Here is an 18,353-nt window from a genome sequence, read left to right as displayed (position 1 = left end):
CTTCGGGTCAGCGAAACGAGAAAATGATTTCGCAGAATCGCGCCCATGTCCTGCCTCCTGATAATCCCCCGCACTGCGCCTTGACAGTGCCGCATCGCCCCGCCTATGCTCGCCCGCTGTAACGGCTGCGGCCGTCACGCGGAGCCCACAACCATCCATATACAGCCAGGCAGCCGTCTGCCCCGCCAGGGTCGGAACGGCGTGCTGCTCCTCCATCCACGTATCCATCAGGGAGTCTCCATGACCAGCAATACCGCGGCGCCTGGCGCCGGCACCACGCATCCGCAAGCGCGGCGTGCGATCATCTCGTCCTCCATCGGCAATGCGCTCGAATGGTTCGACATCCTTATCTATGGCGCCTTCGCGGTAGTCATCGCCAAGCAGTTCTTCCCCACCGGGGATGACAACGTCTCGCTGCTGCTGACCTTCGCCACCTTCGGCGTGTCCTTCTTCATGCGTCCGCTGGGTGCAGTGGTGCTGGGTGCGTACTCCGACCGCGCCGGTCGCAAGGCCGCGCTGATGCTGTCCATCATGCTCATGACGGTGGGCACCGCCATGATCGCATTCATGCCCAGCTATGCCAGCATCGGCATGCTGGCACCGGCCGGCATCGCACTGGGCAAGATGATCCAGGGCTTCTCCGCCGGTGGCGAGTTCGGCAGCTCCACCGCCTTCCTGGTGGAACACGCACCGCACCGTCGCGGCTTCTTCTCCAGCTGGCAGGTGGCCAGCCAGGGCATCAGCCTGCTGCTGGCCGCCATCTTCGGCGCCGTGCTCAACAACATGCTCACACCCGAGCAGTTGTCCTCCTGGGGCTGGCGCGTACCCTTCATCTTCGGTCTACTGATCGCCCCGGCCGGCATCTACATCCGTCGTCACCTGGATGAAGCGCCCGAATTCAAGGAATCCAGCGAGAAGACCGACGCGCCCCTGCGCGACACCTTCACCCACCAGAAGATGCGCCTGCTGATCGGTACCGGCAGCGTCATCATGGCCACCGTCTCGGTGTACCTGTCGCTGTACATCCCCACCTATGCCGTCAAGCAGCTGGGGCTGCCGGCCTGGTCCTCGTTTGCCGCGATGTCGGTGGCCGGCCTGATCATGTTCATCGGCTCGCCACTGGTGGGCAAGCTCTCCGACAAGATCGGTCGTACCCCCTTCATGATCACCAGCAGCGCGCTCTACATCGTGCTGACCTATCCGATGTTCGTGTTCCTGACCCACTCGCCGGGCTTCCTGCAACTGCTGTTGCTGCAGACCGTCATCGGTGTGCTCATGACCATGTATTTCGCCGCGATGCCGGCACTGCTGGCCGACATCTTCCCGGTGGCCACGCGCGGCACCGGCATGTCGTTGGCCTATAACATCGCCGTGACCATCTTCGGCGGCTTCGCCGGCCTCATCATCACCTGGTTGATCGACTTCACCGGCGACAAGCTGTCGGTGAGCTACTTCGTCATCTTCGGCGCGGTGCTGAGCCTGATGGCCACCGTGGCGGCGCGTTTCGTGTTGCGTCTGCGCTGATGCTTCGCATCGTTGCGTAAATGATATAAATCGTTTACGAAGCGCCCAATAAAAATGGCCTGGATCTCGCGATCCAGGCCATTTCCTTTTTTATGGCCGCCGCCTCTTCCCCTTGCTGATCCTGCCCGCGCGGCGGCTCGCGGGCAGACCTCCCCTGCTTGATGGTTAAGTTGTGCTTCAGTCGTCTTCCGCGCCGCCGATACCCAGTTCCTGGATCTTGCGGGTGATGGTGTTGCGACCGATGCCCAGGCGGACGGCTGCGTCATTCTTGCGACCGTGGGTATGCTTCAACGCGATCTTGATGAGCGCCGCTTCGAACTGGCGACCGAGGATATCCATCACCTCGGGCTGTTCGGAGGCCAGCATCTGGGCCGCTTCCACTTCCAGCAGCGAGATCCAGTTGCCAGCCACCGCATCCACTGGTGCCGCCGCAGCAGCCGGGTCGGCATACACCACCGGTGCGGCCACGGCAGCCGCCGAGGCCGGGGCGGAGACGATCTGCGCCGGTTGCGGCGCATGCACGCGCTCTTCCACCAGATCTTGCGGCAGGTCCTTGATCTCCACGGTCTGGCCCGGGGCCATCACGGTGATCCAGTTGCACAGGTTTTCCAGCTGGCGCACGTTGCCGGGGAACTCCAGCTGCGACAGGAACTGCATGGCCTGCGGCGACAGGCGCTTGGCTTCCACGCCCAGCTGGCGAGCACTCTGTGCCAGGAAGTAGCGGGCCAGGATGGGAATATCCTCGCTGCGTTCGCGCAGGCTGGGCAGGCGCAGACGGATCACGTTCAGGCGATGGTACAAGTCCTCGCGGAACAAACCTTCACGTACACGCTGCTCCAGATTCTGGTGGGTGGCCGCAATGACGCGTACATTGGCCTTGAGCGACTGATGGCCGCCGACACGATAGAAGTGACCATCCGAGAGCACGCGCAAGAGGCGCGTCTGCAGGTCCAGCGGCATGTCGCCGATTTCATCGAGGAACAGCGTACCCCCCTCGGCCTGTTCGAAACGGCCACGGCGCATGGCTTGCGCGCCGGTGAAGGCACCGCGTTCATGGCCGAACAGTTCGGATTCCAGCAAATCCTTGGGAATGGCTGCGGTGTTGAGCGCCACGAAAGGCTGGCTGGCGCGCGGGCTGTGCTTGTGCAGGGCACGTGCCACCAGCTCCTTGCCGGAACCGGATTCGCCGGTGATCAACACCGTCACGTTGGATTGCGACAGGCGACCGATGGCACGGAACACGTCCTGCATCGCGGGCGCCTGGCCGAGAATCTCGGGAGTCTGGGCGGCGCCCTGCTCGATGTCGGTCTCGCGCAGGCTTTCGTCGAGCGCGCGACGGATCAGCTCGACCGCCTTGTCGACGTCGAAGGGCTTGGCCAGGTATTCAAAGGCACCGCCCTGGAAGGCCGAGACCGCCGAATCCAGGTCCGAGAAAGCGGTGATGATGATGACCGGGATGCCGGGGTGCTTGGCCTTGATGGTCTGCAGCAGCTCCAGGCCGGAGGCGCCGGGCATGCGGATGTCCGAGACCAGCACCTGCGGCGTGCCGTTCTGCAGCGCCGCCATGGCATCACGGGCGCTGGAAAAACTCTGCGTGGCGAGATTTTCTCGGGCCAGTGCTTTTTCGAGCACCCAGCGTATCGATTCGTCGTCGTCAACAATCCAGATTGGCTTCATAAATCACATCTTCCTGCGTTGGTCATGCTGTTAATGCTCCCGCGATCCACGGCGCTTCTGGCGCCCTGTCCGCAGCCCCCTTGGTGGACGGGAAGCCCTGCGTCCACTCGGCTTTGGCGCGCCGCCTGCGGCCATGCTCACGGCAGCGGTATAAGTATTCTGAAATCGGTACAACCAGGCCGGCTGTCGCATTCAATCACGCCCATGTGCTGATGCACGAAGGTCTGCGCCAGAGTCAGCCCCAGTCCGCTGCCACCCTCCCGACCCGATACCAGGGGATAGAAGATTCTTTCCTGGATGTCGGGGGGAATGCCCGGACCGTTATCGATGATATGCAAGTCTAGTGCCAGCCGGTATCGGACCTTGGATAGCGTCACCTGACGCGAGACGCGCGTGCGCAGGATCAGCTCGCCATCACCGGCACGGATACGGTCGGCCAGCGCTTGTGCGGCGTTGTGGACGATGTTGAGCACGGCCTGGATCAGCTGCTCCTTGTCTCCCCGGAACTCGGGAATGGAGAGGTCATAGTCGCGCTTGATGGTGAGCCCCTGCGGAAACTCGGCCATCACCAGGCTGCGCACGCGCTCGCAGACTTCGTGGATGTTGACGTCGCCGACGATGTGCGGATGGCGGTGCGGGGCCAGCAGGCGATCCACCAGGGTCTGCAGGCGGTCGGCTTCCTTGATGATGACCTGGGTGTATTCGCGCAATTCCTTCAAGTGCCGCTCGGGCAGTTCCAACTCCAGCAGCTGCGCTGCGCCACGGATGCCGCCCAGCGGATTCTTGATCTCGTGGGCCAGGTTGCGGATGAGTTCCTTGTTGGCCTGGCTCTGGTCGAACATGCGTTCTTCGCGATCGAGCTTGAGTTGCTGCACGTTCTCGCGCAGCTCCAGCAGCACCGGCCAGTCGCTGCTGTCCAGCGGCGTGACGATGGTATGGACCTGCAGCGGCTCGCGGTTGGCGCGTTCCAGCACCAGGTCCAGGCGCTTGTCGGCGAACTGGTGTTCGATGGCCTGGTAGAACAGCGCGGTGAGCTCCTTGCCATTGAGGAAGAGCTCCGACAGCTTCTGTTGTGAGAGTACCTTGAAGGAGCTCTCCAGCAGGTTCTCGGCGGCAGCATTGGCGTAGACGATGCCGCCGTTGGCATCGAGGATGATCACGGCCGAGGCCAGCAGGTCAAGGCCATCGAGGGAAGGAAGCGGTGTCTTCATGGGAGCATTCGTGGTGCCTGGGGTCATGTCTTCTGGCGCGCTCTGGCGCAGTCCTTGATCCGTCCTGACTAGCAATTTCCGGGCGCACTACCCGGCATGGAGGGCATGCCGGGCATAAAAAAAGGGGAAGCAAGCTTCCCCTTTTTCTCCGGATGCGGATTCGATTACAGCGAGTAGTACATGTCGAATTCGATCGGGTGCGTGGTCATGCGGAAGCGTTGGACTTCCTGCATCTTCAGCTCGATGTAGGCATCGATCATGCTGTCGGTGAAGACGCCACCACGGGTCAGGAACTCGCGGTCCTTGTCCAGGTGTTCCAGAGCTTCGTCCAGCGAGGCGCAGACGGTCGGGATCAGCTTGTCTTCTTCCGGCGGCAGGTGGTACAGGTCCTTGGTAGCCGCTTCGCCCGGGTGGATCTTGTTCTGCACGCCATCCAGACCGGCCATCAGCAGGGCCGAGAAGCACAGGTACGGGTTGGCCAGGGGATCCGGGAAACGGGTCTCGATGCGGCGGCCCTTCGGGTTGGCCACGTGCGGGATACGGATCGAAGCGGAACGGTTGCGGGCCGAGTAGGCCAGCTTGACCGGTGCTTCAAAGCCGGGGACCAGACGCTTGTACGAGTTGGTGCCAGGGTTGGTGATGGCGTTCAGCGCCTTGGCGTGCTTGATGATGCCGCCGATGTAGTACAGCGCGAACTCGGACAGGCCGGCATAGCCGTCGCCAGCGAACAGGTTCTTGCCATCCTTCCAGACGGACTGGTGCACGTGCATGCCGGAACCGTTGTCGCCAACCAGGGGCTTGGGCATGAAGGTCGCGGTCTTGCCGTAGGTGTGGGCGACGTTCCAGATCACGTACTTCAGGGTCTGGGTCCAGTCAGCGCGCTCGACCAGGGTCGAGAACTTGGTGCCCAGTTCGTTCTGGCCAGCGCCAGCCACTTCGTGGTGGTGCACTTCGACGGGGATGCCCAGGGATTCCAGGATCAGGGACATTTCCGAACGCATGTCCTGGAAGCTGTCGACCGGGGGAACCGGGAAGTAGCCGCCCTTGACGGTCGGACGGTGGCCGGAGTTGCCGCCTTCGATCTTGGCGCCGGTGCTCCAGGAAGCTTCTTCGGAGTCGATCTTGACGAAGGAACCGGACATGTCGGCACCCCAACGCACGCCGTCGAAGATGAAGAATTCGGGTTCCGGACCGAAGTAGGCGGTGTCGCCCAGGCCGGAGGACTTCAGGTACGCTTCAGCGCGCTTGGCGATGGAGCGCGGATCGCGGTCGTAACCCTTGCCGTCGGACGGTTCGATCACGTCACACTGCATGAAGAGGGTGGTCTCTTCCATGAACGGGTCGATGTTGGCGGTGTTCGGGTCCGGGATCAGCAGCATGTCGGAGGCTTCGATACCCTTCCAGCCGGCGATCGACGAACCGTCGAAGGCGTGACCGGATTCGAACTTGTCGATGTCGAAATGCGAAACAGGCACGGAAACGTGCTGTTCCTTGCCACGGGTGTCAGCGAAACGGAAGTCGACAAACTTGACTTCGTTGTCCTTCACCATCTTCAAAACCTCTGCGGCCGTCCTTGCCATGCGAATCTCCTAAAACGAGGAAGTAGTATAAATTGGGGTGTTGAGCCGTTTTTTTGCGACTGGATCTTTGCATTTGATACAACGGTCTTGCGCCGAACTCAGTCGCGGATGATAGCAGATTCCATGCCACCAACCTTTCAGGTGCGCCAATAATGGAATATTTTAGGGAGGGCGCGGCCATCCGGGCAGCAAGCGCGGTGCAGCACTACGGATAGATTGCATTCTTTTAGTGCATCTCGATAAAAATGCACCATAAAAATGCAATCATTTGACGAAAGCAGCAAATTGCACCAACGATGTGCATGCGCCGTGTTGGGGCAGACTGCTTGCCGATGAGAAAGCATGCACCGGCCTGGGAAAATTGCCTAACTGTTTATATTGTTTAAAATCATTTGTCCGCTGTTCCTTCTTCTTCAGAGACTTTTCCCATGAGCAACGCATCCATTCTCAGTACTGCCGCCCACCGTGCCGCCGACGGCCATCTGCCCTACGCCGGTGCCGTGACACCGCAGGAAGCCCTGGCCCTGCTGCAATCCGATCCCGCCATCAAGCTGGTCGACGTACGCACCCGCGCCGAGCGCGACTGGGTGGGCGTGGTCCAGATCCCGCCGGCGCAACACCTGGCGGTGCAGTGGAATCTCTACCCCGAAGGCAAGCCCAATCCGCAATTCCTGGAGCAACTGCAGGAAGTCGCCCGGCCGGACGAGGTATTGCTGTTCCTGTGCCGCTCGGGCGTGCGTTCCAGGCATGCGGCCAAGCTGGCCACGGAAACGGGTTACACGCGTTGCTTCGACATTCTCGAGGGTTTCGAAGGCAACAAGGACGCCAACGGCCATCGCAAGACCATCGAAGGCTGGTGCCACGCCGGCCTGCCCTGGGTCGGGGCCTGAGACTGCACCACCTGCGCAGGCCCTTCAGGTCTGCAGGCTGCGCGCCTGCAGGGCGCTGGCCAGCGACTGCAACAGCAGGCTGATGGCTTGCTGGCCGTCGGCGTCGGCGCGCAGCGCTTCTTCCACGCAATCCAGCAAGGCCACCAGCTCCAGCCGCCCCATGGTCAGGGCCGCGCCCTTCATGCGGTGCGCAAGCTGCGCCATGCGCGCCCGGTCCCCCAGCAGGCTGGCCTGCTCCAGCGCGGCCAGATCATGGCGGGTGGTTTGCAGGAACAGCCGGTCCAGGTCCTGGCCGTATTCCTGCTCGGGCGTGGCGACCTCGCCTTCGTCTTCGGTGTCGTGATCGCACCAGAGCGCCAGCAGCCGACGAATGGCCTGGGTCTGCAGGGGCTTGGCCAGCATGCCGTCCATGCCGCTGTCCAGACAGCGCTGCACGTGCTGGGCATCGGCCTCGGCGGAAATGCCGATCAGGGGCGTATAGGGACGCTGGCGCTGCTCCTGTTCCAGACGCCGGACCTGGCGCGCCACTTCCTGTCCGGGGATGTCGGGCAGGAAGCAGTCCAGCAGGACCAGTCCATAAGGCCGCGCCCGGATGGCGGCCAGCGCACTGCTGCCATCGGCCACGCAATCGACCTGGCAGCCCAGCCGCTGCAGGCGATTCTGCATGGCGTAGCGGATGGTGACCGAATCATCAACCAGCAGTACGCCCGGTTCATTCTGCCTGGTCACTGCGCTTTCCCTCTGATGCGGCATTTACAGCTCCTTGATCTGATATTCGATCTTGAACAATTCGTTGTCACTGCGCACGCCCAGCTTGCGGAAGGCCGACTGCTTCTGTCCGCTGATGGTCTTGACGCTGCGTGCAAATTTTTCGGCGATTTCGGTCACCGACATGCCATCCAGGCAACAGCGCAGGACTTCACGTTCGCGCGGCGACAGGCTGGGCATGTCCGACAGGGTGTCTGGCGAGGTTTCGGTGCTGCGCGTACGCCGTCGCGGCGGGCGCACCTCGGGCTGGCTGCGAGTGGCCGCCTCGGCGGCCTGCATGATGGCCAGCTCGCGTGTCATGGCGCTGTTCAGATATTCACGTCCACGACTGATGGTACGAATGGCCAGGATCAGCTCGGCCAGTTCCTGCGATTTGCTCACGAAGCCGCGCGCGCCGGCCTTCATCGCCATGGCTACCGTCGCCGGGCTGCTGTGGGCCGAGGTCACCAGGATCTTGGCGCGGGGGAAACGCACACGCAAGGCGCGAATCAGGTTCAGACCGTCGATGTCATTGCTGCCCAGCGAATAATCGATGAGCAGCAAATCAGCCGGTGAGGCCCGCAAGGCCGCCATCAGCTCCCGGCTGGAGGCGAAGGCGCCGACCACCGTGAAGTCGGGCTCCTCGGCCAGGCGCTTGGCCAGGCCGTAACGAACCACGGCGTGGTCGTCCAGCAGCGCAATGCGCATCCCCGATGCCAAGGTCCATGTCATGCCCTCTCCCCCTCGAATTCTGATCATGTGAAGCTGCTGCGCTGCAGCGTCAGCTCCCCCTGGAAACCGACCCGCCGACAAAGCCGTTATTGTGGTGGAGCGGCGCCCGTCGGCGCATAAGAATCGTCTGAAAAACAGTGAGAAATCGCAGGTTTTTTATACTTTACCGCGCTTGCGGGAAGCTGACGAAGGCGTCAGCTTTGTAACACCGTGTATGAAGAGGAATGTTGGCTGCGCTACCGTGGCGTACGATGGCCATCGCTGCACTTCACGGCAGGCGCCAAGCCACGCATTACACTTTATTACAGCCCGCCTGCAGGCCCTTGACCATACTGGGCCGCAGTTCGTCTCCACTTTTTCCGATCTCCCGAGGCTCGTCGATGCCAGCGCCCTTCCAGCGTTTCCCTCTTTACCGCGCGACTTGGCTGGTGCTGGCGCTGGCGTCCTGCACCCTGGGGCAGGCCCGGGCTGCCGAGCCGGTCGCGGGTACGCTCCCGCTCTCGCAACCGGAGCGCGCCCTGCACGTGCTCAACCGCCTGGGCTATGGTCCGCGTCCGGGCGATCTGGAGCAGGTGGAACGCATGGGCGTCAAGCGCTACATCGACCTGCAGCTGCATCCCGAGCGCATCCCCTTGCCCGAAGATCTGCAGGCGCGTCTGGCCGCCTTGCCGGCCCTGCAGATGACGGCGACGCAGTTGTTTGACGATTATGGTCCGCCCTCCTTCGACCGCAGCGCCAGCAAGGAGGAGCGACAGGCGGCGCGGCAACGGGCAGCACGCGAGCTGCCCCCGCAGTGGCACATGGCGCGGCTGCTGCAAGCCACCGAGAGTCCGCGCCAGCTGGAAGAAGTGATGACCGAATTCTGGGTCAATCACTTCAACGTCTTCGAAGGCAAGGAGTGGGTACGCTACTGGGTCGGCGACTATGAAAAGAACGCCATCCGCCCCTATGCCCTGGGCAAGTTCCGCGACCTGCTGGGCGCGGTGGCGCATCATCCGGCCATGCTCTACTACCTCGACAACTGGCTCTCCAGCGGGGCCGGCACGCCCGGTGCGCGCGGGCGTTTCAAGGGACTCAACGAGAACTACGCACGTGAACTGATGGAGCTGCATACCCTGGGCGTGGATGGCGGCTATGTGCAGGCCGATGTGATCACCCTGGCGCGCATCCTCTCGGGCTGGACCATCGACGTGGGGGCCATGAAGGCCGGCGCCTCGCCCTTCCGCTTTGCGGCGCAACGGCATGACCCCGGCCCCAAGACCTTCCTCGGCAAACCCCTGCTGGCCAGCGGCTATCAGGAGGGCGAAGCGGCGCTGGATATGCTGGCCAGTCATCCGTCGACGGCGCGCTTCATCTCGACGCAACTGGTGCAATACTTCGTCGCCGACCAGCCCGATCCGGCGCTGGTGAACAAGCTCTCGCAAACATTCCTGGCCACCCATGGCGATATCCGGGCCGTGTTGCAGGCTCTGTTCGAGAGTCCGCAATTCTGGGCGCGCAGCAATTACCAGACGCAGTTCAAGACACCGTATCAGTTCGTGGTCTCGGCCCTGCGTGCGGGCGCCATCCCGGTACGCAACGTCAAGCCGGTCAACGGCGAGTTGGGACAATCCGGCATGCCGCTCTATGGCTGGCTCACGCCGGAAGGCTACAAGTATTCGCAGGCGGCCTGGCTCAACCCGGGGGCACTGCTGCGGCGGATCAATTTTGCCGGCCATCTGGCCAGCGGCAAGTCACCGATTGCCCGCGTCGAAGGTGCGCCCGCGCCCGCCAATGCCGAGGCTGCGCCACTGGACCCGCAATCCTTGCTGCGGGTGCTGGGCCCGGCCATCACGCCCGCCACCACCGCCCAGATCGAGGCCGCGCCCGAGAATCAGCGCGCCGCCCTGATCCTGGGCAGTCCCGATTTCATGAAACGCTAAGCGCTTGAGGCCCGTATGAATCGCCGCCATTTTCTTCGTTACCTGGGAGCTGCCGGCAGCGGCGCCATCCTGGTACCGGTCGGCCTGTCCGGTTGCGCCGTCGTCCCTACCGGCGACCAGAGCATCGGCCGCAGCAGTCACGGCTCCGGCAGGGTGGCCTATGGTTCCCCTGCCCCGCGCCCGCACGCGCAGGGTGACGGTGCGCCGCGCATGGTGGTGGTGTTCCTGCGCGGGGCGGTCGATGGGCTCAACGTCGTGGTACCGCATGGTGATCCGCTGTATTACCAGGCGCGTCCGAGCATTGCAGTGGCCCGTCCCGGCCAGGCCAATGGTGCGCTGGACCTGACCGGCTACTTCGGCCTGCATCCGGCCCTGCAGCCCCTGATGGCGTATTGGGAAAGCGGCCAGCTGGCCTTCGTGCATGCCTCGGGTTCGCCGGATGGCTCGCGTTCGCACTTCGAGGCCCAGGATTATATGGAAACCGGCACCCCCGGCCAGCACACTACGCGCGACGGCTGGCTCAACCGGATGATGGATTACCTGCCACCGGCGCAGTCGCCGCTGCAGGCCATCAACGTCGGCAGCGCCACACCACGCATCCTCAGCGGCCATCACGTCGCAGCCAATCTGCAGACCGGACGCGAGGCCACGCGTCCGAGCATGATCGACCAGCCGCGCTGGAGCCGGGTCTTCGATCCGCTGTATGGTGGCAATGATGCGCTGGACAAGGCTTATCGCGATGGCATGGCCGCGCGCAAGCAGCTCATGGCCGAGATCAACAGCCAGGAGCAGCAGATGGCCAACAATGGCGCGCCGCTGCCCAATGGACTGTCCATGGATACGGCACGTCTGGGGCGGCTGATGCGGCATGACCCGCGTATCCGCCTGGCCTTCCTCGCCGTGGGTGGCTGGGATACGCACATCGGTCAGGGCAATGGCACAGGGCAACTGGCCGGACGACTCTCGCCGCTGGCCACCGGCCTGGCCACGCTGGCGCGCGAACTGGGGCCGGCCTTCAATGACACGGTGATCGTGGTGATGTCCGAATTCGGTCGCACCTTCCGGGAGAATGGCAATGGTGGTACCGATCATGGTCACGGCAATGCGATGTGGCTGATGGGGGGCAATCTGCGCGGCGGCAAGATCTATGGTCAATGGCCGGGGCTGACGCAGACAGCCTTGAACGAAGGGCGTGATCTGGCGATCACGACGGACTTCCGCGCGGTCTTGTGCTCACTGTCGGAGCGGCATATGCGCATTTCGGATCAGGCATTGGAGAAAATTTTTCCCCAATATGCTGCGGGTTCCAAAGGTGTGCCTGCGCTCTTTGTCTAAGACAGCGCAGCGAATTCCAGACGTAAAAAAAACCGCATCGATGGATACGGTTTTTTCATTGGAGTATCAGCAGGCGAAGCTCACTCCGCCTCAGCAATCCACGCCGCCTGAATCGCCTCCAGAATGCGCTCTCCAGACCGATTGGGATCATCCTCGAACCCCTCCAGCTCCATCACCCAGCGATGCAGGTCGGTAAAGCGGATGGTCTTGGGATCGACATCGGAAAACTTGTCGTAAAGTTCCTCGGCAATCTGCTGGGTATCAGTCCATTTCATGTCAGTCTCCCTTGCACGGCGATGAAACCGCGCTCAGTGGTTTTCGGAAGCGTGGTTGATGGTGTACTTGGGAATTTCGACGGTCAGATCCTCTTCGCCCAGCACTACCTGGCAGGACAGGCGGGACGTGGCTTCCAGGCCCCAGGCCATGTCCAGCAGATCTTCTTCCTTGTCGGTCGGTTCTCCGAGGGTCTCGAAGCCTTCACGGATGACGACGTGGCAGGTGGTACAGGCGCAGGATTTTTCGCAGGCGTGTTCGATGTCGATGTCGCTGTCCAGCAGCGCATCGCACAGAGTCTTGCCGGCGGGGGCGTCGATCACCGAGCCTTCGGGGCAAAGGACCGGATGGGGGAGGATGACGATCTGGGGCATGGTGGCTCTCGTGTCTTGTCTATCGTGTCTACAGTGTGCAGTGTGCGGGTGAAGAAATCGCTTACGCGACTTCATCCAGTTTCTTGCCGGTCAAGGCGGCGTGGACGCTGCGGTCCATGCGCCGTGCGGCGAATTCTTCAGTACCGTGTGCCAGCGCATCGACCGCCGCCTTGATGGCGAGATGATCGCTGCCTTGCGCGGCGGCGCTAACGGCCTCGATCTGTGCTTCGATGGCCACGCGCTCCTCTTCCGACAGCAACGCGGCATCGGCCTGCAGCGCCGAACGGGTAGCCAGGACGATGCGTTCGGCTTCGACCTGCTCTTCACGCAGGGCGCGGCGCTGCATGTCTTCATCTGCCGAGCTGAAGGACTCCTGCAGCATGCGGGCGATCTCGTCATCGCCCAGGCCGTACGAGGGCTTCACGGTGATGGAAGCTTCCACGCCCGAGGTCATCTCGCGCGCCGACACGGCCAGCAAGCCATCGGCATCGACCTGGTAAGTCACGCGGATACGCGCCGCACCGGCCGCCATGGGGGGAATGCCGCGCAGTTCGAAGCGCGCCAGCGAGCGGCAATCGGCCACCAGCTCGCGCTCGCCCTGCACCACGTGGATCGCCATGGCAGTCTGGCCATCCTTGAAGGTGGTGAATTCCTGGGCACGTGCGCAGGGGATGGTGGAGTTGCGCGGGATGACCTTCTCGGCCAGCCCGCCCATGGTTTCGATGCCCAGCGACAGCGGGATCACGTCCAGCAACAGCCAGTCGTCCCCCGGTGCGCGGTTGCCGGCCAGCAGGTTGGCCTGCACGGCCGCGCCCAGTGCCACCACCTTGTCGGGGTCGATATTGGACAGCGGATTGGTCTTGAAGAACTCGCCCACCGCACGGCGGATGTGCGGCATGCGGGTGGCACCGCCGACCAGGACCACGCCGTCGACGTCTTCCACGGTCAGGCTGGCGTCGCGCAGTGCCTTGCGCACCGGGGCCATGGTCTTGGCCACCAGATGCTGGGTGATCTCGTTGAATTGCGCAGCGGTGATGGACAGGTGCACTTCCTCACCGGACTTCAGGACCGCATCGATCTGTACTTCTTCCTTGCTGGAGAGCAGCTCCTTGACTTCGCGCGCCTTGACCATCAAGAGGCGCGTGTCTTCATCCGACAGCGGCTGCAGCTGGGCTTCGTGGCTGATCCAGCAGAACAGGCGATGATCGAAATCGTCACCACCGAGCGCCGAATCGCCGCCCGTGGACAGGACTTCGAACACGCCGCGGGTGAGCTTGAGGATGGAAATATCGAAGGTGCCGCCGCCCAGGTCATAGACCGCGAAGATGCCTTCGGAGGCATTGTCCAGACCGTAGGCAATGGCGGCGGCCGTCGGTTCGTTGAGCAGACGCAGCACGTTCAGACCGGCCAGTTGCGCCGCATCCTTGGTGGCCTGGCGCTGGGCATCGTCGAAGTAGGCGGGCACGGTGATGACGGCGCCCACCAGATCGTCGCCCAGGGCATCCTCGGCGGTCTGGCGCAGCGTGGCCAGGATCTGGGCCGAGACTTCCACCGGGCTCTTCACGCCGGCCACGGTCTTGATCTGCACCATGCCGGGCTGGTCCTGGAAGTCGTAGGGCATGTTCTCGGCGTGGGCGATGTCCTTCAGGCCACGGCCCATGAAACGCTTGACCGACACGATGGTATTGCGCGGATCGATGGTTTGCGCAGCCTGGGCCTTGTAGCCGATGTGGGCATGGCCATTGGGCAGGTAGCGCACGATCGAGGGCAGCAACACGCGGCCGTCGTCATCGGCCAGGACTTCGGGAATGCTGTTGCGCACGGTCGCCACCAGCGAATTGGTGGTACCCAGGTCGATGCCGACGGCCAGACGACGCTGGTGCGGCGCGGTGGACATGCCCGGTTCGGAAATCTGCAGTAAAGCCATAGGATGTGGACTCGTCGTGGAGCGTTGTAGCGATGTGACTCGCTGTTATTCGGGTAAGGCCATCCGGATGCCCAGGCCGATGAAGGCACAGCCTGCCAGGCGATTCAGATGGACGGAAGCGCAGGCGCGACGGCGGAACATGGCGCCGACCGCGCCGGAAAACAAGGCGATGGCGCTGAAGATGACGAAGGCCTGCGCAATGAAGACCAGCGCCAGGACCAGCATCTGCAAGGCTTCATGCCCGGCTTCGCGTTGTACGAATTGCGGCAGGAAGGCGATGAAGAACAGCGTCACCTTGGGATTGAGCATGTTGGCCAGCACGCTTTGCCAGTAGATGCGACGCAGCGGCACGGCGGCAGCGCCCTGCCCGTCGGCGGACAGCGCAATGCCGGCCGAGGCCGAGCGCAGCGTGCGCACGCCAAGATAGGCCAGGTAGGCCGCACCCGCATATTGCAGGGCGTGATAGGCCGGCGGATACGCCTTGATGAGCGCAGCAAAGCCCAGCACGGCCAGCAGCGTATGAAAGATCAGTCCGGAACAGAAACCGGCTGCGGCCACCAAGCCGGCCTTGCGCCCCTGGGCGATACCGCGCGTGAGCACGTAGAGATTGTCCGGACCGGGGGCCAGGGTCAGCGTCATCGCCGCCAGCAGGAACAGGAACAGATCAGGCATGGAGCATCTCCGGTCAGCCTTCGATCAGGGCGAAGGCATCGCCGATCTCGGCACCAAACTTGTCGAGGAACATCAGCTGGCGCACCAGCTTGCCAGCAGCGACGTAGTCACCGGCATCGAGCAAGGCTTCGATGCGGGCGATCTCGGCCTTCTTCTCTGCCAGCAGTGCGGTATTGAGTTCTTCGAGGGCATCGATGTCCTTGCCGGCCTTGGCGTCATCGAGCGTCTCGCGCCATTCCATCTGCTGCATCAGGAAGGCCGGCGCCATGGCAGTATTGGATTCGGTCTGCAGGTCCACGCCGTGCAGTTCGCACAGATAGCGGGCACGCTTCAAGGGATTCTTCAGCGTCTGGTAGGCCTCGTTGGCGCGGGTGGCCCACTGCATGGCCACGCGCTTCTCGGCATCGCTGGCGTGGGCGAACTTGTCCGGATGCGCCTGGCTCTGCACGCGATGGAAAGCCTGCTCCAGCGCCTTCAGGTCGATGGCGAAACGTTGCGGCAGCTGGAACAGGTCAAAATGGTTTTGCATGTCTGAAAAATAAAAAGCCTGTCGAACTGCAACAGGCTTGGCACATCAGGGACGGCATACGGTGACAGGGTCAAGCCCGGGCGGGAGCAATCACACGGCTGTCACGGTATCGGCTAAGCACTGACCACGCACCGCAAAGCCGGTGCGACGGCATCGACAAGGATCCGACTCTGCAGATCAGATGCGGAAGCTTTCGCCGCAGCCGCACTCGTCCTTGACGTTGGGGTTCTGGAACTTGAAGCCTTCGTTCAATCCTTCGCGGGCGAAGTCCAGCTCGGTGCCGTCGATGTAGGGCAGGCTCTTGGGATCGACAAAGACGCGCACGCCATGCGACTCGAAGACGGTGTCTTCGGAGGATTGTTCATCCACATACTCCAGCTTGTAAGCCAGGCCGGAGCAGCCGGTGGTGCGCACACCCAGGCGCAGGCCGATGCCCTTGCCCCGGCGCTCCATGTAGCGGCTGATGTGTTTTGCTGCCTTCTCTGTCAACGTGATTGCCATGATGCTTGCCTTACGAAATCGAAAACCGCGAGTACCGCTGTCGGAAAAAGGCCGCTCAGGCAGCCTTCTGTTCCGCGCCGTGCTTGGCCTTGTAGTCCTGCACGGCAGCCTTGATGGCGTCTTCGGCCAGGATGGAGCAGTGGATCTTGACCGGCGGCAGCGCCAGTTCTTCAGCGATCTGGGTGTTCTTGATGGACAGCGCTTCGTCCAGGGTCTTGCCCTTGACCCATTCGGTCACCAGCGAGGACGATGCGATGGCCGAACCGCAGCCATAGGTCTTGAACTTGGCATCCTGGATGACGCCATCGGCGCCGACCTTGATCTGCAGCTTCATCACGTCGCCGCAGGCCGGTGCACCCACCATGCCGGTGCCCACGGTCTCGTCGCCCTTTTCGAAGGCGCCGACGTTGCGGGGGTTTTCATAGTGGTCGAGTACTTTTTCGGAATAAGACATGTTCTTTGCTCCCTAGATGATGGTTTCGGCCATCGCCCCTGCCCTGCTGCGGCTGCTGGCGATGGCTGGCAGAATCCTGGTTTAGTGGGCCGCCCACTGGATGGTGGACAGATCCACGCCGTCCTTGTACATGTCCCACAGCGGGGACAGCTCGCGCAGCTTGCCGACCTTGCTCTTGATCAGCTCGATGGTGAAATCGATGTCTTCCTCGGTGGTGAAGCGGCCGATGGTGAAGCGAATCGAGCTGTGCGCCAGTTCATCGCTGCGACCCAGGGCGCGCAGCACGTAGGACGGCTCCAGACTGGCCGAGGTGCAGGCCGAACCGGAGGAGACGGCGATGTCCTTGATGGCCATGATCAGCGATTCACCTTCCACGTAGTTGAAGCTCACGTTCAGGTTGTGCGGCACGCGATGATCCATGTCGCCGTTGATGTAGGTCTCTTCGATCTCTTGCAGGCCCTTGGCCAGGCGGTCGCGCAAAGCACGGATGTGCGCCAGTTCAGTGTCCATCTCTTCACGTGCCAGGCGGAAAGCTTCACCCATGCCGACGATCTGGTGCGTGGCCAGGGTGCCCGAACGCAGGCCGCGCTCGTGACCGCCGCCGTGCATCTGCGCTTCGATGCGCACGCGCGGCTTGCGGCGCACATACAAGGCACCGATGCCCTTCGGACCGTAGCTCTTGTGAGCCGAGAAGCTCATCAGGTCGACCTTCCAGTTCTCCAGATCGATCTTGACCTTGCCGGTGGCTTGCGCCGCATCGCTGTGGAAGATGATGCCCTTGGAACGGCAGAACTCGCCGATTTCCGGCACCGGCTGGATCACGCCGATTTCATTGTTCACCAGCATGACCGAGACCAGGATGGTATCCGGACGCACGGCGGCAGCGATCTGCTCGACGGTGACCAGGCCATTGTCCTGCGGCTGCAGGTAAGTAGCCTCGAAGCCCACGCGCTCCAGCTCGCGGAAGGTGTCCAGCACCGCCTTGTGCTCGGTCTTGACGGTGATGATGTGCTTGCCCTTGGACTTGTAGAACTGCGCCGCACCCTTGATGGCCAGGTTGTTGCTCTCGGTGGCGCCGGAAGTCCAGATGATCTCGCGCGAATCCGCGTTGACCAGTTTGGCGACTTCTTCACGCGCTTCTTCCACGGCCTTTTCAGCGGTCCAGCCATACATGTGGCTGCGCGAAGCGGGATTGCCGAACTGCTCGCGCAGGTAGGGAATCATCTTGTCGGCCACACGCGGATCGACCGGAGTGGTCGCCGAGTAGTCCATGTAGATCGGGAAGTGCGGAGCCTTGATGGTCTCCAGCAGGCTTTTTTCCAGGGGTGCGTTCATAAGGTCCTTGCTCCAAATCAGGCTGCGGCTTGCGGGCGGTGCATCACCACCACGCTCTGCGAGTCGGCGGCACGGTGTTCCGCCGGCTTGGGTTCTTTTTGCTGGTCGACCAGATCCTGGAGCGATACCGAATCCAGGTATTCGACCATCTTTTCGTTCAGGGTGGACCAGAGTTCATGTGTCATGCAGCGTGCGCCGCCGGGATGCGCGGCGCTGTGGCAGTTTTCCTTGCCACCGCACTGGGTTGCATCCAGCGGTTCGTCCACGGCGATGATGATGTCGGCAACCGACACGTCGGCCGCCTTGCGGGCGAGATTGTAACCACCGCCGGGACCCCTCACGGACTCGACGATCTGGTGACGCCGCAATTTGCCGAACAACTGCTCCAGATATGATAAAGAAATTTCCTGGCGCTCGCTGATGGCCGACAGCGTGACAGGACCCTTGCCCTGGCGCAGGGCCAGGTCAATCATCGCAGTCACGGCAAAACGGCCTTTGGTGGTAAGACGCATGAAGTTCGCTCCAGAAACAAATGCACCGGCGGGGCCGGTTACCCTGAATTCCCGAATATTTGAGTCAAGTATAGCAAACCCGAGTAATTCTGTCAGGTACCCTCCCTTTTCCTTCATATCGCCGAAAAGCTGGCCTGGCGCAAAGCGCATGAAAATTC

The 18,353-nt window shown here is 62.6% G+C and carries 18 protein-coding genes; 4 read left to right on the top strand and 14 right to left on the bottom strand.

Going from position 1 to position 18,353, the window contains the following annotated elements:
• Window positions 1-240 precede the first annotated feature (240 nt).
• Window positions 241-1,524 (top strand): MFS transporter, encoded by a 1,284-nt coding sequence (locus HNO82_RS10445; protein ID WP_008330332.1) that lies wholly within the window; start codon window positions 241-243, stop codon window positions 1,522-1,524.
• 177 nt (window positions 1,525-1,701) lie between these two features.
• Here HNO82_RS10445 and ntrC read toward each other — a convergent pair whose 3' ends face one another.
• The 3 genes from ntrC to glnA form a co-directional block, all read right to left on the bottom strand.
• Window positions 1,702-3,201: a nitrogen regulation protein NR(I) gene (gene ntrC / locus HNO82_RS10440; RefSeq protein ID WP_008330333.1), complete on the bottom strand. Its 1,500-nt coding sequence runs from the start codon at window positions 3,199-3,201 to the stop codon at window positions 1,702-1,704.
• A 137-nt stretch (window positions 3,202-3,338) separates the two neighbouring features.
• On the bottom strand, window positions 3,339-4,412 hold the full coding sequence (glnL, locus tag HNO82_RS10435) for a nitrogen regulation protein NR(II) (RefSeq protein WP_008330334.1): 1,074 nt from the start codon (window positions 4,410-4,412) through the stop codon (window positions 3,339-3,341).
• A 164-nt stretch (window positions 4,413-4,576) separates the two neighbouring features.
• Window positions 4,577-5,992, bottom strand: a complete 1,416-nt coding sequence (glnA, locus tag HNO82_RS10430) for a type I glutamate--ammonia ligase (RefSeq protein ID WP_034331334.1) — start codon at window positions 5,990-5,992, stop codon at window positions 4,577-4,579.
• A gap of 428 nt (window positions 5,993-6,420) precedes the next feature.
• Between glnA and HNO82_RS10425 the strand changes: the two genes are divergently transcribed.
• Entirely contained in the window at window positions 6,421-6,882 is a 462-nt protein-coding gene (locus HNO82_RS10425) for a rhodanese-like domain-containing protein (RefSeq protein WP_175343657.1), read from the top strand.
• Window positions 6,883-6,906: 24 nt separating this feature from the next.
• On the opposite strand, the gene HNO82_RS10420 is transcribed toward HNO82_RS10425, so the two are convergent.
• Window positions 6,907-7,635: a response regulator gene (locus HNO82_RS10420; protein WP_175343656.1), complete on the bottom strand. Its 729-nt coding sequence runs from the start codon at window positions 7,633-7,635 to the stop codon at window positions 6,907-6,909.
• On the bottom strand, window positions 7,636-8,361 hold the full coding sequence (locus HNO82_RS10415) for a response regulator transcription factor (protein ID WP_034350482.1): 726 nt from the start codon (window positions 8,359-8,361) through the stop codon (window positions 7,636-7,638). It abuts the gene before it with no gap.
• Between the two features lie 380 nt (window positions 8,362-8,741).
• On the opposite strand from HNO82_RS10415, the gene HNO82_RS10410 reads away from it, so the two are divergent.
• Both HNO82_RS10410 and HNO82_RS10405 read left to right on the top strand, forming a co-directional pair.
• On the top strand, window positions 8,742-10,283 hold the full coding sequence (locus HNO82_RS10410) for a DUF1800 domain-containing protein (protein WP_175343655.1): 1,542 nt from the start codon (window positions 8,742-8,744) through the stop codon (window positions 10,281-10,283).
• Window positions 10,284-10,298: 15 nt separating this feature from the next.
• Window positions 10,299-11,618 carry a DUF1501 domain-containing protein gene (locus HNO82_RS10405; protein ID WP_175343654.1) on the top strand — a complete coding sequence of 440 codons (1,320 nt, stop codon included), beginning with the start codon at window positions 10,299-10,301 and terminating at the stop codon, window positions 11,616-11,618.
• A gap of 80 nt (window positions 11,619-11,698) precedes the next feature.
• Here HNO82_RS10405 and iscX read toward each other — a convergent pair whose 3' ends face one another.
• The 9 genes from iscX to iscR all read right to left on the bottom strand — a co-directional run bounded on the left by iscX (window position 11,699) and on the right by iscR (window position 18,195).
• Complete coding sequence (gene iscX, locus HNO82_RS10400) at window positions 11,699-11,893, bottom strand: Fe-S cluster assembly protein IscX (RefSeq protein ID WP_175343653.1); 195 nt, start codon at window positions 11,891-11,893, stop codon at window positions 11,699-11,701.
• Between the two features lie 33 nt (window positions 11,894-11,926).
• Window positions 11,927-12,265 carry an ISC system 2Fe-2S type ferredoxin gene (fdx, locus tag HNO82_RS10395; RefSeq protein ID WP_008330354.1) on the bottom strand — a complete coding sequence of 113 codons (339 nt, stop codon included), beginning with the start codon at window positions 12,263-12,265 and terminating at the stop codon, window positions 11,927-11,929.
• Window positions 12,266-12,326: 61 nt separating this feature from the next.
• Complete coding sequence (gene hscA, locus HNO82_RS10390) at window positions 12,327-14,192, bottom strand: Fe-S protein assembly chaperone HscA (protein ID WP_008330355.1); 1,866 nt, start codon at window positions 14,190-14,192, stop codon at window positions 12,327-12,329.
• A gap of 45 nt (window positions 14,193-14,237) precedes the next feature.
• Window positions 14,238-14,864, bottom strand: coding sequence for a LysE family translocator (locus HNO82_RS10385; RefSeq protein ID WP_175343652.1), 627 nt, complete (start codon window positions 14,862-14,864; stop codon window positions 14,238-14,240).
• 13 nt (window positions 14,865-14,877) lie between these two features.
• Complete coding sequence (gene hscB, locus HNO82_RS10380; RefSeq protein ID WP_175343651.1) at window positions 14,878-15,393, bottom strand: Fe-S protein assembly co-chaperone HscB; 516 nt, start codon at window positions 15,391-15,393, stop codon at window positions 14,878-14,880.
• 177 nt (window positions 15,394-15,570) lie between these two features.
• On the bottom strand, window positions 15,571-15,894 hold the full coding sequence (iscA, locus tag HNO82_RS10375; protein WP_006712826.1) for an iron-sulfur cluster assembly protein IscA: 324 nt from the start codon (window positions 15,892-15,894) through the stop codon (window positions 15,571-15,573).
• A 55-nt stretch (window positions 15,895-15,949) separates the two neighbouring features.
• Window positions 15,950-16,348, bottom strand: a complete 399-nt coding sequence (gene iscU, locus HNO82_RS10370; protein ID WP_008330359.1) for a Fe-S cluster assembly scaffold IscU — start codon at window positions 16,346-16,348, stop codon at window positions 15,950-15,952.
• Window positions 16,349-16,429: 81 nt separating this feature from the next.
• Window positions 16,430-17,683 carry an IscS subfamily cysteine desulfurase gene (locus tag HNO82_RS10365; protein WP_008330360.1) on the bottom strand — a complete coding sequence of 418 codons (1,254 nt, stop codon included), beginning with the start codon at window positions 17,681-17,683 and terminating at the stop codon, window positions 16,430-16,432.
• 17 nt (window positions 17,684-17,700) lie between these two features.
• Complete coding sequence (gene iscR / locus HNO82_RS10360) at window positions 17,701-18,195, bottom strand: Fe-S cluster assembly transcriptional regulator IscR (RefSeq protein WP_008330361.1); 495 nt, start codon at window positions 18,193-18,195, stop codon at window positions 17,701-17,703.
• Between the last annotated feature and the right edge of the window lie 158 nt (window positions 18,196-18,353).

Source organism: Herbaspirillum sp. C9C3 (genome assembly GCF_013359625.1).
In the GTDB taxonomy this organism is placed as follows: domain Bacteria; phylum Pseudomonadota; class Gammaproteobacteria; order Burkholderiales; family Burkholderiaceae_D; genus Herbaspirillum.
The sequence above is the reverse complement of the archived record's forward strand: the minus strand, read 5'-3'. Positions and strand labels throughout refer to the sequence as shown.

Excerpts from the sequence above, each read along its gene's own strand:
- HNO82_RS10420 (WP_175343656.1), bottom strand. The coding sequence starts at position 7,635 with ATGCCGCATCAGAGGGAAAGCGCAGTGACCAGGCAGAATGAACCGGGC.
- HNO82_RS10445 (WP_008330332.1), top strand. The coding sequence starts at position 241 with ATGACCAGCAATACCGCGGCGCCTGGCGCCGGCACCACGCATCCGCAA.
- HNO82_RS10410 (WP_175343655.1), top strand. The coding sequence starts at position 8,742 with ATGCCAGCGCCCTTCCAGCGTTTCCCTCTTTACCGCGCGACTTGGCTG.
- ntrC (WP_008330333.1), bottom strand. The coding sequence starts at position 3,201 with ATGAAGCCAATCTGGATTGTTGACGACGACGAATCGATACGCTGGGTG.
- iscR (WP_008330361.1), bottom strand. The coding sequence starts at position 18,195 with ATGCGTCTTACCACCAAAGGCCGTTTTGCCGTGACTGCGATGATTGAC.
- iscX (WP_175343653.1), bottom strand. The coding sequence starts at position 11,893 with ATGAAATGGACTGATACCCAGCAGATTGCCGAGGAACTTTACGACAAG.
- iscU (WP_008330359.1), bottom strand. The coding sequence starts at position 16,348 with ATGTCTTATTCCGAAAAAGTACTCGACCACTATGAAAACCCCCGCAAC.
- HNO82_RS10385 (WP_175343652.1), bottom strand. The coding sequence starts at position 14,864 with ATGCCTGATCTGTTCCTGTTCCTGCTGGCGGCGATGACGCTGACCCTG.
- HNO82_RS10405 (WP_175343654.1), top strand. The coding sequence starts at position 10,299 with ATGAATCGCCGCCATTTTCTTCGTTACCTGGGAGCTGCCGGCAGCGGC.
- hscA (WP_008330355.1), bottom strand. The coding sequence starts at position 14,192 with ATGGCTTTACTGCAGATTTCCGAACCGGGCATGTCCACCGCGCCGCAC.
- glnA (WP_034331334.1), bottom strand. The coding sequence starts at position 5,992 with ATGGCAAGGACGGCCGCAGAGGTTTTGAAGATGGTGAAGGACAACGAA.
- HNO82_RS10365 (WP_008330360.1), bottom strand. The coding sequence starts at position 17,683 with ATGAACGCACCCCTGGAAAAAAGCCTGCTGGAGACCATCAAGGCTCCG.
- HNO82_RS10415 (WP_034350482.1), bottom strand. The coding sequence starts at position 8,361 with ATGACATGGACCTTGGCATCGGGGATGCGCATTGCGCTGCTGGACGAC.
- fdx (WP_008330354.1), bottom strand. The coding sequence starts at position 12,265 with ATGCCCCAGATCGTCATCCTCCCCCATCCGGTCCTTTGCCCCGAAGGC.
- iscA (WP_006712826.1), bottom strand. The coding sequence starts at position 15,894 with ATGGCAATCACGTTGACAGAGAAGGCAGCAAAACACATCAGCCGCTAC.
- glnL (WP_008330334.1), bottom strand. The coding sequence starts at position 4,412 with ATGAAGACACCGCTTCCTTCCCTCGATGGCCTTGACCTGCTGGCCTCG.
- hscB (WP_175343651.1), bottom strand. The coding sequence starts at position 15,393 with ATGCAAAACCATTTTGACCTGTTCCAGCTGCCGCAACGTTTCGCCATC.
- HNO82_RS10425 (WP_175343657.1), top strand. The coding sequence starts at position 6,421 with ATGAGCAACGCATCCATTCTCAGTACTGCCGCCCACCGTGCCGCCGAC.